At 40.1% G+C, this 17,896-nt stretch carries 13 protein-coding genes and 1 riboswitch; of the genes, 12 read left to right on the top strand and 1 reads right to left on the bottom strand.

The window, feature by feature from the left end; all coding sequences use genetic code 11:
• Window positions 1-110 precede the first annotated feature (110 nt).
• The 10 genes from MHH44_RS16085 (at window position 111) to MHH44_RS16040 (ending at window position 10,461) form a co-directional block, all read left to right on the top strand.
• Window positions 111-2,495, top strand: a complete 2,385-nt coding sequence (locus MHH44_RS16085) for a 3-hydroxyacyl-CoA dehydrogenase/enoyl-CoA hydratase family protein (protein WP_340799015.1) — start codon at window positions 111-113, stop codon at window positions 2,493-2,495.
• A gap of 121 nt (window positions 2,496-2,616) precedes the next feature.
• Window positions 2,617-3,789 (top strand): acetyl-CoA C-acetyltransferase, encoded by a 1,173-nt coding sequence (locus MHH44_RS16080; RefSeq protein WP_008408694.1) that lies wholly within the window; start codon window positions 2,617-2,619, stop codon window positions 3,787-3,789.
• A 56-nt stretch (window positions 3,790-3,845) separates the two neighbouring features.
• Window positions 3,846-5,630, top strand: coding sequence for an acyl-CoA dehydrogenase family protein (locus MHH44_RS16075; RefSeq protein WP_065216926.1), 1,785 nt, complete (start codon window positions 3,846-3,848; stop codon window positions 5,628-5,630).
• A 323-nt stretch (window positions 5,631-5,953) separates the two neighbouring features.
• Window positions 5,954-6,310, top strand: coding sequence for an arsenate reductase family protein (locus tag MHH44_RS16070; RefSeq protein ID WP_008408689.1), 357 nt, complete (start codon window positions 5,954-5,956; stop codon window positions 6,308-6,310).
• Between the two features lie 80 nt (window positions 6,311-6,390).
• The gene (gcvH, locus tag MHH44_RS16065) at window positions 6,391-6,771 is read left to right on the top strand and encodes a glycine cleavage system protein GcvH (RefSeq protein WP_008408686.1); all 381 of its coding nucleotides are present in this window, start codon (window positions 6,391-6,393) and stop codon (window positions 6,769-6,771) included.
• Between the two features lie 89 nt (window positions 6,772-6,860).
• A complete protein-coding gene (locus MHH44_RS16060; protein ID WP_008408685.1) occupies window positions 6,861-7,187 on the top strand; it encodes a toprim domain-containing protein in 327 nt (108 codons plus the stop codon).
• 7 nt (window positions 7,188-7,194) lie between these two features.
• Window positions 7,195-7,497 (top strand): thioredoxin family protein, encoded by a 303-nt coding sequence (locus MHH44_RS16055; protein ID WP_340799014.1) that lies wholly within the window; start codon window positions 7,195-7,197, stop codon window positions 7,495-7,497.
• A 61-nt stretch (window positions 7,498-7,558) separates the two neighbouring features.
• Window positions 7,559-7,661: riboswitch (SAM riboswitch) on the top strand.
• Between the two features lie 145 nt (window positions 7,662-7,806).
• Complete coding sequence (locus tag MHH44_RS16050) at window positions 7,807-8,835, top strand: methionine ABC transporter ATP-binding protein (protein WP_008408682.1); 1,029 nt, start codon at window positions 7,807-7,809, stop codon at window positions 8,833-8,835.
• Window positions 8,828-9,496, top strand: coding sequence for a methionine ABC transporter permease (locus MHH44_RS16045; protein ID WP_087618371.1), 669 nt, complete (start codon window positions 8,828-8,830; stop codon window positions 9,494-9,496). Before MHH44_RS16050 ends, MHH44_RS16045 begins: the two co-directional genes overlap by 8 nt.
• Before the next feature lie 158 nt (window positions 9,497-9,654).
• Window positions 9,655-10,461, top strand: coding sequence for a MetQ/NlpA family ABC transporter substrate-binding protein (locus tag MHH44_RS16040; protein WP_340799013.1), 807 nt, complete (start codon window positions 9,655-9,657; stop codon window positions 10,459-10,461).
• A gap of 121 nt (window positions 10,462-10,582) precedes the next feature.
• On the opposite strand, the gene MHH44_RS16035 is transcribed toward MHH44_RS16040, so the two are convergent.
• Window positions 10,583-11,485 carry a LysR family transcriptional regulator gene (locus MHH44_RS16035; protein ID WP_008408676.1) on the bottom strand — a complete coding sequence of 301 codons (903 nt, stop codon included), beginning with the start codon at window positions 11,483-11,485 and terminating at the stop codon, window positions 10,583-10,585.
• A gap of 118 nt (window positions 11,486-11,603) precedes the next feature.
• On the opposite strand from MHH44_RS16035, the gene gltB reads away from it, so the two are divergent.
• Window positions 11,604-16,124, top strand: a complete 4,521-nt coding sequence (gene gltB / locus MHH44_RS16030; protein ID WP_340799012.1) for a glutamate synthase large subunit — start codon at window positions 11,604-11,606, stop codon at window positions 16,122-16,124.
• A gap of 15 nt (window positions 16,125-16,139) precedes the next feature.
• Complete coding sequence (gltD, locus tag MHH44_RS16025; RefSeq protein ID WP_340799011.1) at window positions 16,140-17,621, top strand: glutamate synthase small subunit; 1,482 nt, start codon at window positions 16,140-16,142, stop codon at window positions 17,619-17,621.
• Window positions 17,622-17,896: the final 275 nt, after the last annotated feature.

Here is a 17,896-nt window from a genome sequence, read left to right as displayed (position 1 = left end):
TTGCGTAAATTGTCAAAATAATCTACACTAAGAACAGAAAAGCTGTTTGAAGTTTTTTTTTGATTTCAAAATGAATGACTGTTCATTCAAGGGAGAAGGGGGAAGTGCTCGTGTCTTACAAAATTGAAAAAGTAGCGGTTTTAGGTTCAGGGGTAATGGGTTCAGGGATTGCAGCACATTTGGCGAATATCGGGATTCCTACATTGTTATTAGACATCGCTCCAGGCGAACTAACAAAGGAAGAAGAAGCTAAGGGGTTAACACTAGATTCAAAACCTGTGAAAAACCGTTTTGCAGTTTCGGCAATGCAAAAATTACTAAAGCAAAAACCAGCACCACTTTCATCGAAAAAAAATCTAGCATTAATTACACCAGGTAACTTTGACGATGATTTAGAAAAGCTGAAAGATGTTGACTGGATTATTGAAGTAATTGTAGAAAGATTAGATATTAAAAAAGGCTTATTTGAAAAGATTGATGCTGTACGTAAACCAGGCACAATCATTTCATCAAATACATCAGGGGTTAGCATTAACGCAATGGCGGAAGGACGTTCAGAAGATTTCCAGGCACATTTCCTTGGAACACATTTCTTCAACCCGCCACGCTATTTAAAATTACTGGAAATCATTCCGGCTAATACAACAAAACCGGAAGTTGTGAGCTTTATGCAAACATTCGGCGAAGATGTATTAGGGAAAGGTGTTGTTATCGCAAAAGACACACCGAACTTTATCGCAAACAGAATCGGAACATACGGTTTAATCGTGACAATGAACGAAATGATTGCACGTAACTATTCAGTAGGTGAAGTAGATTCGGTAACAGGACCACTAATCGGTCGTCCAAAATCTGCGACATTCCGCACATTGGATGTTGTTGGTCTTGATACTTTTGCACATGTTGCAACAAATGTATATGACCAGACAACCGGTGAAGAACAGGCAGTATTTGAAGAATCTCCTATTTTAAAGAAAATGATCTCAAATGGTTGGATTGGCGCGAAATCGGGCCAAGGTTTCTTCAAAAAAGTTGGGAAAGAAATTCTACAATTGAATTTATCAACATTTGAATATGAACCGACTACGAAACTTGTAGCACCATCATTAGAAATGGCAAAACAAGCAAAAGGTACAGGAGGTAAATTAAAAGTTTTAATTTATGCAAATGACCGAGTTGGGGAACTATTATGGAATTCATTTGCACCGACATTAATTTACTCAGGAAAATTAGTAGGTGAAATTGCTGATGACATCGTTGCAATTGACAATGCGATGAAATGGGGCTTCGGCTGGGCTCAAGGTCCATTTGAAATGTGGGATGCAATCGGCGTAGAAAAATCAGTCGCTAAAATGAAAGAAGAAGGCCGTGAAATTCCTGAATTCGTAAATGGATTATTAGAGAAAGGCCTGAAAACATTCTATTCAGAAATTGATGGCGATTTAGCTTACTATAACGGTTCAGAATATGTAAAAGTGCCTGTAAATGAAAAAGCGATTGACTTAAAACGTTACAAGAAAAAACAGGGTGTTATTAAATCAAATTCAGGTGCAAGCCTAATTGATTTAGGGGATGGAATCGCATTACTTGAATTCCACTCAAAATCAAATGCAATCGGTTTAGACATTGTACAAATGATCAACTATGCCATTGATGAAGTTGAGAAAAACTTTAAAGGTCTCGTAATCGGGAACCAAGGTAAGAACTTCTGTGTTGGTGCCAACCTTGCGATGATTTTAATGGAAGCACAAGATGATAACATTTTCGAACTGGACTTTGTTATTAAGTCATTCCAGCAGGCAATGCGCCGTATTAAATATTCAACAAAACCGGTTGTTGCGGCACCATTCCAAATGGCATTAGGTGGCGGAGCGGAAGTATGTTTACCGGCTGCACACATTCAAGCATCAGCTGAAACGTATATGGGTCTTGTAGAAGTAGGCGTTGGATTAATCCCAGGTGGCGGCGGTAACTTAGGTCTTTACCAAAAGTTCATTAAAGGCTTGCCAAATGGCGTGGATGTAGACTATCAGCAAATCGCAAATAAAGTATTCGAAACAATTGCAATGGCAAAAGTTTCGACTTCTGGTGAAGAAGCACGTGAAAATAATTTCCTGGACTTTGCGGATGGTATTTCCGTAAATCCGGATCACTTAATCTATGATGCAAAACAAGCAGCACTTGCACTTGCGGATGCAGGCTATACAGCACCAGTGAAAAAACCGGTGAAAGTAGTAGGGGCACCAGGTTATGCAACATTGTTATTAGGGGCTCAAGGAATGTTCGATTCAGGCTATATTACAGAGCATGATCTGAAAATCGCGAAAAAACTTGCATATGTAATCGCAGGCGGAAAAGTACCATACGGAACAGAAGTTTCAGAAGAGTACTTATTAAACCTGGAAAAACAAGCATTCCTAGAACTGGTTGCAGACCAGAAATCACAAATGCGTATGCAGCACATGCTTGTAAAAGGAAAGCCGTTACGTAACTAATCGAAGTCCGTGCGCAAAAAGCGACAGACTTTAACTTAAAACGTTGTATCAGTTGAAAAATTTTGCCGGCAACTAGCTTACGAGTTTACTTGCTGGCTAATCACAAGGGGGAAACATCATTATGCGTGAAGCCGTTATCGTTGCAGGAGCACGAACACCAATCGGACGTGCGAAAAAAGGATCACTTGCGAACACTCGTCCAGATGATTTTGGTGCAGTAGTAGTAAAAGAAGCATTAAAACGTGCGGGCTATGAAGGTCCGGTTGATGATTTAATTATGGGATGTGCAATGCCAGAAGCAGAACAAGGGATGAATGTTGCCCGCTTAGTTGGGGCATTGGCTGGGTTACCGGATGAAACACCAGCATTAACAGTTAACCGTTTCTGTTCATCAGGGCTACAAACAATTGCCTATGCAGCAGAGCGTATTATGCTTGGCCATGCAAAAGCAATCGTTGCAGGTGGTACAGAGTCGATGAGTATGATTCCGATGACTGGTAATACAGTTCGTCTAAACCCAAAAATTGCTGAAGAAGCACCACAATACTATATCGGTATGGGTCACACAGCTGAAGAAGTAGCGAATCGTTACAATGTGACACGTGAAGAGCAGGATGCTTTTGCAGTACGTTCGCATGAATTGGCTGAAAAAGCAATTAAAGAAGGTAAATTCAAAGACGAAATCGTTCCAGTTGAAGTGACGGAGTATTATGTCGATGAAAACAATCAGTTAAAAGAAAAAGTTACAATTTTTGATACAGATGAAGGGGTTCGTCCAGGTACATCGGTAGAAACGTTGGCAAAATTACGTCCAGCATTCAACGTAAAAGGATCTGTAACAGCAGGGAATGCTTCTCAAACTTCTGACGGTGCAGCAGCAGTACTTGTAATGGACCGTGAAGAAGCGGAGAAACAAGGTATGCAGCCACTGGCAAAATTCTTAGGATTTGCTGTCGGAGGAGTTCCACCTGAAGTAATGGGTATCGGACCAATCGTTGCGGTACCGAAAGCACTTGAAATTGCAGGAATTACACAAGATCAAGTTGACCTGTGGGAAATTAACGAAGCATTCGCATCACAATCAATTCAAGTAGTTCGTGAGCTTGGCATTGATATGGAAAAAGTGAATGTTAACGGGGGGGCAATCGCATTAGGCCATCCACTTGGTGCAACAGGTGCGATTCTTACAGTGAAGTTAATCAATGAATTAAAACGCCGCGGCGGTAAATACGGTGTCGTAACAATGTGTATCGGCGGCGGAATGGGCGCAGCAGGGGTATTTGAAGTTCTTTAATTGTCTGGGGAAACAACACAATAAAAATCACAAAGGAAACTAGGGAGGAATTTACAATGGCACAAACAACAAACAGCATTATTAAAGGTGGCGGCTTTTTAATCGAGGACGTGGAAATTAACCGAGTAATTACACCGGAAGATTTCACAGATGAACAAAAAATGATTGCTCAAACAACTCAGGAATATGTAACAAACGAAGTATTGCCGGTAGTTGAAAACTTAGAGCACCATGAGTTCGAGCACTCGGTACGTCTATTAAAAACAGCAGGTGATTTAGGTTTACTAGCAGCTGACGTGCCGGAAGAGTACGAAGGCTTAGGCTTAGACAAAATCTCTTCTGCATTAATCGCTGAAAAAATGTCACCTGCTGGTGGTTTCTCAATCACACACGGTGCGCATGTAGGGATCGGTTCATTACCAATCGTATTATTCGGTAACCATGAGCAAAAAACGAAGTATTTACCGAAGTTAGCTTCAGGTGCCTTAATCGCAGCATACGCTTTAACAGAGCCAGGTTCAGGTTCGGATGCATTAGGCGCAAAAACAACTGCTAAATTAAATGAAGCGGGTACACATTACGTATTAAATGGTGAAAAACAATGGATTACTAATGCAGGCTTTGCAGATGTATTCGTTGTATACGCAAAAATTGATGGCGATAAATTTACTGCATTCATCGTTGAGCGTTCATTCCCAGGAGTTTCTGTAGGTCCGGAAGAGAAGAAAATGGGGATTAAATCATCTTCTACTCGTACATTAATTTTAGAAGATGCAGAAGTTCCTGTAGAAAACTTATTAGGTGAAGTAGGCCGCGGTCATATTATCGCATTCAACATTTTAAATATCGGGCGTTATAAATTAGGAGTAGGTACTGTAGGTGCATCAAAACGTGCATTTGAATTAGCGGTTGCTTATACAAACCAACGCCAACAATTCAAAACGAAATTATCGGATTTCAACCTAACGAAAGAAAAGATCGCATCAATGGCTTCTCACATTTATGCATCAGAATCTTTAAACTATCGTACAGTTGGCTACTTCGAAGACCGTTTAAGCCAGTTATCCGATGAAGAGCAAAAAGACGGCAAATCAATCGCAGCAGCAATCGCTGAGTATGCTATTGAGTGCTCAATCGCAAAAGTATTCGGTTCTGAAACACTGGATTTCGTAGCGGATGAAGCGGTTCAGTTACACGGTGGTTACGGATTTATGGCTGAGTACGAAGTGGAACGCATTTACCGTGACTCTCGTATTAACCGTATTTTCGAAGGTACAAACGAAATTAACCGTATGATCGTACCAGGCACATTTATGAAAAAAGCATTAAAAGGTGAATTACCACTATTACAAGTAGCACAAGAACTGCAAAACGAGCTACTAATGCTTATGCCTGAAGAAATTGGCCAAGGTGCTTTAGAGCAAGAGAAATATTTAGTGAAAAATGCGAAGAAAATCGCAGTACTTGCAGCAGGTGCAGCAGCACAACGCTACGGTGCAAAACTGGATGCCGAGCAGGAGCTGTTAGTGAACATCGCGAACATTGCAAACCAATTATACGCAATGGAATCTGCAGTAATCCGTACACAAAAAGCAATCGAGCGTGACGGAGAAGAAAAAGCAGCACAAAAAATCCTTTACACTCAAATTTTCTGTCAGGAAGCATTCGCAGAAATCGAAAAAGAAGCAAAAGAAACATTGATCGCTTCAGTTGAAGGTGACGATGCACGTATGATTTTATCGGCTTTACGTAAATTAACGCGTAACAACCCTTACAACTTAATTCCGAAAAAACGTGAAGCTTCAGTGAAATTAATTGAAGCAGAAAAGTATGTAGTTTAATAAAATACTATAGTCGGGTGCATGACACTGCACCCGATTTTTCTATGTTGTTCTAATATAATGTAAAATGTTCTAATATATTTTTACATGATCTAATATATCTCGGAAGTTCTAATATAAGTTTCCTTTCTTCTAATATGACCGCCAAAGTTTCAAATAAACGAAACCATTCTTCTAAAATACGACCAGCATGTTCTAATATCGGCACAAATCTTCTAATAAAACCCATATTCATAAAAACGCCAATAATACGAACACATTTTTGATTTGTCCTTCTATATCCGTTACAATATAGGAAAATCCAGGGCAAAAGGAGTACTTACATGACAGTAAAATTCATTCAATATCCAAAATGTACAACGTGTAAAAAAGCGCAAAAGTGGCTAGATGAGCAAGGTGTGGACTATGAAAATATTCATATCGTAGAACAGACACCATCTAAAGAGGAGATTAAAGCAATTTATGAAGCAAGTGGAGTGCCATTAAAGAAATTCTTCAATACGTCCGGTATGAAATATCGGGAATTAGGTCTTAAAGATAAATTAGCGACAATGTCCGAGGATGAGCAATTAGAGCTATTGGCATCAGATGGTATGTTAATTAAGCGACCGATCGTAACAGATGGAAAAAAATTAACTTTAGGATTTAAGGAGTCTGACTTCTTAGAAACTTGGAAATAAACAGTTATTCACATTGTATTTCCGAACGAAATATGGCAAAATGAACTTGAATGTACTACATATAACATGGAGGTTTTCGAATGAGCACACCAAAAGAATTACGTTATTCAAAAGAGCATGAGTGGGTAAAAATAGAAGACGGTAAGGCAACAATCGGTATTACGGATTTCGCACAATCTGAATTAGGTGATATCGTATTCGTAGAATTACCTGAAGTAGGCGATGAGATTTCAAAGGATCAGCCATTCGGTAGTGTAGAGTCTGTAAAAACAGTTTCTGAACTATATGCACCACTTTCTGGTAAAGTAGTTGCAATCAACGAAGAATTACTGGACAACCCAGAATACGTTAATGAATCTCCATACGGAAATGCATGGATGGTTACTGTTGAGTTAACAAGTGAAGCGGAAGTTGAAGAATTATTAGACGCAGATGCTTACACTGCATTAATCGAACAATAATATGAAACACTAAAGCCTTCTATAGTAAGGTTTTAGTGTTTTTTTGTTATTCTATACATAAAGGTGACTTTGAAAGGAAGCGTGTACGTATGGGAAAATGCCTTGTTGTCGAAGGACGTGCCGATAAGTTGAGATTAATCCCGATTTTAGCAGAGGACGTGACAATTATTTGTACAAATGGCACAATAAGCGAAGTCAATTTGATTGATTTATTAGAAGGTTATGAGCAAGATGAAATTATCACTATGTTTGATGCAGATAAAAACGGTGAAAAGTTACGTAAACTGATGAACCGTGCATATCCTGAAGCACAACAGCTAATCATACCTCACGAATATATTGAAGTAGAAAAAACACCTACTAAAATCTTAAGGGATATTTTACTACGAGCAAAATTTTTAGTAAAAGAAGGATGACAGTATAATGGAACAATGGACGCAACAGCAATGGGAACAAAACGTACAACAATATGATCAGACAGCATTTTTCCTATATACGCCTATGTGCGGCACATGTGAAGTATCGGAAAAAATGTTGGAAGTAATTGAGAAATTACTACCAGATCTCCCGCTTGGTATGGCAAATATCAATTATTTAGGGGATTTACCTTATGAACTGAAAATTGAAAGTGTACCTTGTTTAATCGTTTCAGACAACGGAGAACTAACGAATAAAATTTATGCATTTAAATCCGTACCGTTTTTGTATGAAATATTAAAAAAGTAATTGACGTAGTCACTTTGTCGTGATAAAGTAACATTCATAATAATAAAACTTAATAACGTTGCTCTTATAAAGAGAGGTGGAGGGAAGTGCCCTATGAAGCCCGGCAACCAGCGATTACGCAAAGGTGCCAATTCACACAAAGTGTAAACTTTGAAAGATGAGAGAACGGTTTACCGTATAAATGTATGTGAAACCTTTCTACTTGTCTTGGTAGAAAGGTTTTTTTCATTCAGCGGATGTTTTGGATGAAAAAAGAACATGATTTTGAAATAGCAGGAAGGTTATTTCAATTTAGAAGGAGTACAACCGATGATTGATATACAAAATATTACAAAAGTGTATAACACGAAAAATGGTAAGCTTACGGCAGTTGATAATGTAAGCCTATCGATCAACAAAGGAGAAATATACGGTATTATCGGCTACAGTGGTGCCGGTAAAAGTACAATGATTCGCCTATTGAACGGTTTGGAAAAGCCAACGACAGGTTCTGTCATTGTAGGTGGTCAGGATATTGCAAAAGCTTCCGGGGCTAAATTACGAGAAGCACGTCAAAAAATAAGTATGATTTTCCAGCACTTCAATTTACTTTGGTCACGTACCGTTGAAGAAAACATCGCATTTCCACTTGAAATAGCAGGTGTTTCAAAAGCTGATCGTGAAAAACGAGTAGAAGAGTTAATTGAACTTGTTGGTTTAAAAGGAAGAGGGAAAGCGTATCCTTCTCAACTTTCAGGCGGTCAAAAGCAGCGTGTTGGCATTGCCCGTGCGTTGGCAAATAATCCGGAAGTGCTTTTATGTGATGAAGCGACTTCAGCACTTGATCCTGAAACAACGGATTCAATTTTGGAATTGCTGCTTGATATTAATAAAAACATCGGACTTACAATTGTACTCATTACACATGAAATGCATGTTATCCGTAAAATCTGTAACAGAGTAGCTGTTATGGAAGCCGGAAAAGTAGTGGAACAGGGAGATGTATTACAAGTGTTCCAACATCCGCAAGCACCGATTACGAAAAACTTCGTGTCGCAAGCTTCTGGTGAAACACAGGAAACGCAAGCATCACTGGAACAGATTTTAGCCAATTATCCAGAAGGCAAAATCGCTAAATTAACATTTGCAGCGGCAACGACAGAACAGCCTGTCATCTCACAAATGATTAAGCAATTTGACGTAGTTGTTAATATAGTGCATGGCAAAATCTCAAATACAACGGGCGGTTCGTTTGGTACATTGTTTATTCATATCGATGGCGAGCCAAAAGCAGTCGCGGAAGCATTAAGCTTTTTAGCGAAGCAAGAAATTCAGGCGGAGGTGATTGAGCATGTTTAATCAATTATTTCCAAACGTAGATTGGGGTAAAATGCTCGAAGCAACATATGAAACAATTTATATGACGGCTGTTGCGACAGTCATCACATTTATACTAGGACTTCTAATTGGTATTGTCTTATTTTTAACGAGCGACAACCAATTATGGGCAAATAAAATTGTACACTTTTTGACAGGGTCACTTGTGAATATTTTCCGCTCGATTCCATTTATCGTCTTGATCATTTTATTAATTCCATTTACGAAGTTTTTACTTGGAACCATCCGTGGTGCCAATGCAGCATTACCTGCGCTTATTATCGGTGCAGCACCGTTTTATGCGCGCATGGTGTTAATTGCATTAAGAGAGATTGATAAAGGTGTTATAGAAGCGGCTCGCTCAATGGGAGCGAAAACTTCTACGATTATTTGGAAAGTGCTGATTCCGGAAAGCTTACCGGCATTAATTTCAGGTATTACTGTTACAGCTGTCGCTTTAGTAGGGTATACAGCAATGGCCGGCATCATTGGTGCGGGTGGTTTAGGAAACCTGGCATTCCTTGATGGTTTCCAGCGTAACCGAACAGATGTGACTTTAATGGCAACTGTATTGATTTTAGTTGTCGTATTCATCATCCAATATATTGGGGATTTCATCACAGCAAGAGTGGACAAACGATAGTTAGTGGCTCGTAAGGCCGTAATTATAAATATTGGTGCATCGAAACAATATGGACGCAAACTTTTATAAAAGTGCGCGTCTATCCGAAAAATAATCAGAATATAGAAAAAGTTTCGATGGGCCGAAAACAAACTAATAAAAAAGGGTAGGTAAAACAAATGAAAAAGTTATTATCAAGCGTTATTTTAGGAGCTTCAGTACTTGCATTAGCAGCATGTGGAGGAGAAGATGAAAAATTAGTAGTTGGTGCATCGAATACACCACACGCAGTTATCCTTGAAAAAGTTAAACCGATATTAGAGGAACAAGGTATTGAGCTTAAAATCGAACCTTATACAGATTATGTACTTCCAAACCAAGATTTAGATAACGGTGATCTAGATGCGAACTTCTTCCAGCACATTCCATACTTCGAAGCACAAAAAGCAGATTTCGATTATGACTTTGCAAATGCTGGCGGTATTCACATCGAGCCAATCGGTATTTACTCTAAAAAATATTCATCTTTAGAAGAACTTCCTGAAGGTGCAACGATTTTACTTTCTAACTCAGTGGCAGACCATGGACGTATGCTTTCATTACTTGAAGCACAAGGTTTAATTACATTAGCAGAAGGTATTGATAAAACAAAAGCAGAAATAAAAGACATCGTAGATAATCCGAAAAACTTCGAATTCGATGCAAACACTGCAGCTGAATTATTAGTGCAAATGTACGAAAATGAAGAAGGCGATGCGGTATTGATCAACTCAAACTTCGCAATCGATAACGGCATTAACCCATTGGAAGATTCAATCGCAATCGAGTCTAGTGAATCTCCTTATGTAAATATCATTGCAGTAAAATCTGGCGATGAAGATTCAAAAGAAATTAAAGCATTAGTAGATGCATTACGCTCGAAAGAAGTTCAAGACTTTATCGTCGAAGAGTGGGGCGGCTCTGTAGTACCAGTTTCAGGCGAATAAAAATAATCCAAAAACCATTTTCTCCATTGGGGAGAAAATGGTTTTTTCGTTTCATAAAATTATCTTTCCTAAAATGGGATTTCTCCATATCTAATGAAGCTTCTACTTCTATCCAAGCCTTTTATTGGAATCGTGTTAATCGTGAATAAAAATTTGATATAAAGTCGACAAATACTTGTTCGGATGGGGCAAGATCTCTTGATGTTGGTGCAATAATGCCGACTGTACGTCTTATATTAGGTATGGTGATCGGCACTTTGACGGTCATGCGCGGTGTTGAATCATAGAGTGAACTTTCTGGTAAAAGTGTCACACCTATTCCTGCAGCCACAAGCCCTTTTAATGCATCCATATCTTCTCCCTCGGTAGTGATATTCGGCATAAAGCCTACAGAGCGGCATGCATCTACGGCAACTTTGTTTAAAATATAACCTTCAGGAAAGAGTACAAATTGATCATGACGCAAATCAACAAGGTTAATCGATTCTTTTTTCGCTAGTGGGTGTGTTGCGGGCAACAAAGCATGGATGTTTTCGCTGAACAGCACTGTTGTATTGATTGCTTCGTCTTTTGGTGGTAATGGTCCAAGCAAAGCTAAATTCAGCTCGCGATTTTTGACTGCATCAATCAAATATTTATAGGACCCTTGGCGTAGATGAAAAGAAATTTCCGGGTATTCTTTTTTAAATGCAGAAATGACGGTCGGCAATACATAGCTTGCCAAACTTGTAGGGAAACCTATTTTAATTGTACCTTTTGCAGGGTCTAAATATTCTTCTACCTGCTTTGCAGCAAAATCAATTCCCTTGAGTGCGGTAATACAATGTTCCAAAAAAATCTTCCCAACTGGCGTCAACTTTACGTTACGCCCGATTCGTTCAAAAAGCGGCGTTCCAAGTTCTTCTTCCAAGTTGGCAATTTGTCGGCTGATTGCAGACTGGGCAACGTGTAAATGCTCCGCAGCTTCAGAAATATGCTCGCGTTCTGCCACCTCTACAAAGTAACGTAACTGTCTTAATTCCACTATTTCCACCCCATTCATCTAAAAAGTAGATTGTTTATATCCAAACTATATATTGTTTATATTATTTCGAAAACTTTAAAATGTAAATACGGTATTGAAAGAATGAGGGGGAATGGATATGAGTTTTCATCAGTTACCAAAAGCGCAAGGGTTATATAATCCTGAATTTGAACATGACGCATGCGGAATTGGCATGTATGCAAATATAAAAGGAATACCTTCACATCAGATTGTAAAAAAAGGGCTAGAAATGTTATGTCGTTTAGAACACCGTGCTGGACGTGGCGGAGATGGCAAGACAGGTGATGGAGCAGGGCTGTTAGTTCAAATCCCACATGCTTTCTTTCAACAAAACTGCGCGGAACTTAATTTACCTGAAATGGGTGAATATGGTGTAGGACAAATTTTTTTCACGGAAAATGAAAACGAACGCCAAAAAATTGAAGAAAAGATGAATGAATTAATTGGACAGGAAAATCAGCAACTGATCGGCTGGCGAACTGCTCCGACAAATAAAGAAAATTTAAGTGATATTGCTAAATCGACTGCCCCTGTTGTTCGCCAAGTATTTATTCGTTCAAACGAAAACGACAATAAGGCTTTCGAACGAAAACTGTATGTCATTCGCAAACAGCTCGAACATTGGGCGACAGAGCATCAGTACGAATTGTATATTCCAAGTCTTTCAAGTCAGACGATTGTATTTAAAGGATTGCTTTCACCAGAAGAAGTAAGTGAATTTTATGTGGATCTGCAGGACAAAAGCTTCGTATCCGCATTGGCACTCGTGCATTCACGTTACTCGACGAATACATTTCCATCTTGGAAACGGGCCCATCCGAATCGCTATATTATCCATAATGGGGAGATTAACACATTGCGTGGCAATATTAACTGGATGCGTGCACGTGAGCAACAGTTCGTATCTGAAGCGTTTGGAGAGGACCTTGAAAAACTTTTACCGATAATCGATACAACGGGATCTGATTCTTCAATGCTTGATAACGCATTTGAATTTTTTGTATTGGCTGGACGTTCACCGGCTGAGACAGCGATGATGATGATTCCGGAACCGTGGACAGAAAATCCGCGCATTGATGAAGACCGTAAAGCGTTTTATCAATATCATGCAAGTTTGATGGAACCGTGGGATGGACCGACTGCTATTTGCTTCACGGACGGCAAACAGATTGGGGCCATTTTAGACCGTAACGGCTTGCGTCCAGGAAGACTTTATGTGACGAAAGACGATCATGTTATTTTCTCTTCCGAAACAGGGGTTGTCGATTATGCTGAAGAAGACATTCTTTATAAAGACCGATTAAGTCCAAGTCGTATGCTGTTGATTGATTTAGAGCAGGGGAAAATTATTTCCGATGCGGAGCTGAAATCCGAAGTTGCAGCAGAAAAACCTTATGCAGCATGGCTGGAAGAAAATATGATCAAACTTGAATCGAAGAGTGAGCAGTTACCTGAAATAAATGAGCTGACATTACGCCAGAAAATTCACGGCTATACATTTGAGGATGTACAAAAATATATTGTACCTCTTGCAAATGAAGGGAAAGATCCGCTTGGCTCGATGGGGAACGATACCCCATTAGCTGTTCTTTCAGATAGACCACAATCATTATTTAATTACTTTAAGCAGCTGTTTGCACAAGTGACAAACCCGCCGATTGATTCTATTCGCGAACATGTCGTGACATCGACAATGACGTTGCTTGGAGCGGAAGGTGATTTATTACAGCCGAATGCGCAAAATGCACGTCGCCTCCTGCTGAAAACGCCGGTGTTAACAACTGCAGAATATGAGCAGATTGTAAATAATAACGAAGAACATTTTGAAGTAGCGGAAATCTCGTTAAAATTCACCGAAAATTTAGAAAGTGAACTTAACCGAATCAAAACGGAAGCGGAAGCTGCTATTTTTGGAGGCAAGACAATTATTGTACTGTCTGACTATATGGAAGATGCTAAGCAGTTAACAATGCCCGTTCTTCTAGCAGCGAGTACAATCCATCAATATTTAGTGCGAATCGGTCTACGTACGAAGGCGAGCATTATTGTGAACAGTGCGGAAGTTCGGGAAGTTCATCATTTTGTTGCATTGATCGGCTTCGGTGTTGACGCCATTCACCCGTACTTAGCATATGCAACAATTCATGAGGCAATTGAAAATGGTCATTTATCTGTACCGTTTGAAAAAGCGATTCAAAAATTCCGAAAAGGTGCAGCGGATGGTGTCGTTAAAGTAATGTCGAAGATGGGAATTTCAACAGTTCAATCTTATCGCGGTGCCCAAGTGTTCGAGGCAGTCGGGATTTCAAAAGAAGTGATCGACGAGTATTTCACAGGTACGGCTTCACAAATTGACGGCATTGACTTACAGACAATCGGGGAAGAAGCAAAACGCCGCCATGAGGAAGCGATGCAATCGATGTCAGCCCAACTGCAATCAGGTTCGGATTTCCAATGGCGTGCGGACGGAGAGCATCATGCGTTTAATCCGAAAACTATCCATACACTCCAATGGGCGACTCGTAAAAATGATTTTGGATTGTACCGGATGTATGCAGAAATGGCTAATGAAGAACGAATTGGATTTTTACGTAATCTATTCGACTTTAAAAAGAATGAACGCCGAATCCCTATGGAAGAAATTGAATCAGTGGATTCCATCGTAAAACGATTTAAATCAGGGGCCATGTCATTTGGTTCGTTATCGAAAGAAGCGCATGAAACATTGGCGGTAGCGATGAACCGTCTAGGTGCACGTTCGAATTCAGGTGAAGGTGGGGAAGATCCGGCCCGCTTTACAATCGAACCAAATGGTGATAACAAGCGCAGTGCAATAAAACAAATTGCATCAGGACGATTTGGTGTGAAATCGCATTATTTAGTGAATGCCGATGAGCTGCAAATTAAAATGGCGCAAGGGGCGAAACCAGGGGAAGGCGGGCAACTGCCTGGCAATAAAGTTTATCCTTGGGTAGCAGATGTGCGCGGTTCCACTCCTGGGGTTGGTTTAATATCACCACCGCCGCATCACGACATATACTCAATCGAGGATATGGCTCAGTTAATTCATGATTTAAAAAATGCAAACCGTCATGCAAGAATTTCTGTGAAACTCGTAGCAAAAGCGGGTGTTGGTACAATTGCTGCAGGTGTTGCAAAAGGTGCAGCGGACGTCATCGTCATTTCTGGCTATGACGGAGGTACAGGGGCATCGCCGAAAACTTCGATTAAGCATACGGGCTTACCGTGGGAGCTTGGTTTAGCGGAAGCGCATCAAACATTGATGCTCAATGGACTTCGAGACCGAGTGACATTGGAAACGGATGGCAAGCTCATGACGGGAAAAGATGTCGTGATGGCAGCACTTTTAGGGGCAGAGGAATTCGGTTTTGCGACTGCACCGTTAATCGTATTAGGCTGTGTCATGATGCGTGCCTGTCATCTGGATACTTGTCCGGTAGGTGTAGCAACGCAAAACCCGGAACTCCGTGCGAAATTTATGGGATCAGCTGATCATGTCGTCAATTATATGCGTTTTGTCGCTGAAGAAATGCGCGAATATATGAGTATTCTAGGATTCCGTACTGTGGAAGAGATGGTAGGTCGTACAGATGTGCTGCAAATTTCAGATCGCACGGCAAAACATTGGAAAGCAAGCCAGCTCAATTTAACGGCACTGCTTCATCAAATCCAAGGAACACGCACTAAACAGCATCAGCAAAATCATAATATTGAGGGAAGTTTTGATTTACAAGAGTTATTACCGCAAGTTTCAAAGGCAATCGAAGGAAACGAGCGAATCGAGTTAAATTATTCGATTAAAAATACAGACCGAGTAATGGGAACGATTGTCGGCAGTGAAATTTCCCGCAAATACGGTGAAGCAGGTCTGCCGGATAACACAATTAACTTAACGTTTACAGGCCATGCTGGTCAAAGTTTTGGCGCCTTTATCCCAAGAGGAATGTCGATGCGTGTAATTGGGGATGTCAATGATTACTTCGGTAAAGGATTGTCAGGAGGAAAAGTGACAGCGATTGCACCGATTAAAGGCGAACAGGAGCAAAACGTTATCGCCGGAAATGTTTGTTTATATGGAGCAACGAGCGGTAAGGCATTTATTAATGGGCGTGCTGGCCATCGATTCGGTGTTCGTAATTCAGGTGCTGAAATCGTTGTTGAAGGAATTGGGGATCACGGATGTGAGTATATGACAGGCGGTAAAATCGTTATATTAGGGGATGTCGGTCAAAACTTTGGTGCCGGAATGTCTGGTGGTATCGGCTATATTCTGCCGAGTGATGGGGAAAAGTTCAAAGCGCAGTGCAATACGGAAATGATTCACTTTGAAAAACTGACAGACCCTGCGGAAATTGAATCTGTCCGCCAATTAATTATTCAGCATTTGGAAGAAACGGATAGTTCCTACGCATTGGACGTTTTAGCAAAGTGGGAGCAGTTTGTTCCAAAATTCGTTAAAGTTGTGCCAACAGATTATAAAATTATGGTTGATAAAATAAACCACTACACTGCAACTGGTTCTACAAAGGACGATGCAGCAATGCAGGCATTTACGGAAGTGACGACTAGTCAGAAAAAGCTTGTGAGCACAAAATAAGAGGGGGTTTCTAGTATGGGAAAAGCAACGGGTTTTATGGAATTTAAACGAGAGAAAGTTCAGGAGCAACGACCACTAGAGCGACTTTCAAATTGGGGCGAATATGCAAGCAGGTTATCTGATGAAAAATTACAGACACAAGGTGCACGCTGTATGGATTGTGGAACGCCATTTTGTCATATGGGGATTGAAATTCGCGGTACTGCAGCAGGGTGTCCGATTCAAAATGTCATCCCTGAATGGAATGACTTAGTCTATAAAGGGAAATGGCAAGAAGCGTTGGAACGTTTGCATATGACGAATAATTTCCCTGAATTTACTGGCCGTGTTTGCCCTGCTCCATGTGAAGGGTCGTGTACACTTGCCATTACGGATCCGGCTGTCGCGATTAAATCGATTGAACGTACGATCATTGATAAAGGATTTGAAAATGGCTGGATCACACCACGTATCCCTGCATCGCGTACGGGCTTTAAGGTGGCGATTGTCGGCTCGGGTCCTGCAGGTTTAGCAGCAGCAGACCAACTGAACCAACTAGGTCATTCAGTAACGGTGTTCGAACGTTCCGACCGATTTGGCGGATTATTAATGTACGGAATCCCGAATATGAAGCTTGAAAAAGATGTGATTGAAAGACGTGTCCATTTATTATCATTAGAAGGAATCGATTTTGTGCCCAACACAGAAATCGGAAAAGATATAACGAAGGAGCAATTACAAGCTGATTTTGATGCTGTTATTTTATGTACGGGAGCACAAAAACAAAGAGTACTTCATTTAGAAGGAAGCGATGCTGGCAACATTCATTTAGCAATGGATTATTTAACGGATGTTACGAAAAGCCTGCTGGATTCCGACTTTGCGGATAATCAGGCGTTAAATGTGGAAGGGAAGGATGTCATCGTAATTGGCGGCGGAGATACAGGTGCTGACTGTGTAGCAACAGCACTTCGCCAAAAATGCCGATCTGTATACCAATTCGGGAAGCATCCGCAACAAGCCACAACACGTACAGATGAAACAATGTGGCCAAAAGATCCGAACATTTATACAATGGATTATGCTTATGCCGAAGCTGATGCGAAATTTGGCCGTGATCCGCGAGAATATTGTATTCAAACTACGAAAATAGAGAAAGACAGTAAGGGGAATGTAAAAGCGCTTCATACTATTCAAATGGAAAAAATTCTGGGCGAAGATGGCTTTCATTACTTTAAAGAATTGCCTGGAACTGAAAAAGTATGGCCGGCGCAGCATGTATTTGTCGCAATCGGCTTTGAAGGTGCCGAAAAAGAAACACCTGGACATTTCGGAGTAGAACTAACGAATAACCGCATCCGTGCATCCGTTAAAGACTATGAAACAAATATTTCAGGCGTATTTGCTGCCGGTGATGCACGCCGTGGCCAAAGTCTTGTCGTTTGGGCGATTAAAGAAGGACGCGGAGTTGCTGCTAGTGTTCATTATTATTTAAATGAAATGTTAGTAAAAAGTTAATAGGATGATATAAAACACCATTTTGAAAGCAGAATGGTGTTTTATATATTTTTTTGGAGAAAAGAAGAATCAATCATTTCAATAAGTGAAATTGATTCTCAATTAATGGATTGCTATTGAAAAAATGGAAAGCTGAATTATTACTATTTAAATAGTAGAAATAAACTGCAGTAAAGCGTTTTACAAGAATGATAGACATTTTTTAATTAAAATCATTCTAAACTATTTGCAACCAACATTCATTTCGGGTAAGATTGGTAATGAACTTAATTTGG

Origin of the sequence: Solibacillus sp. FSL K6-1126 (assembly GCF_038003445.1) — a bacterium.
Classification (GTDB): domain Bacteria; phylum Bacillota; class Bacilli; order Bacillales_A; family Planococcaceae; genus Solibacillus; species Solibacillus silvestris.
This window is presented reverse-complemented; position numbering and strand designations above follow the sequence as displayed.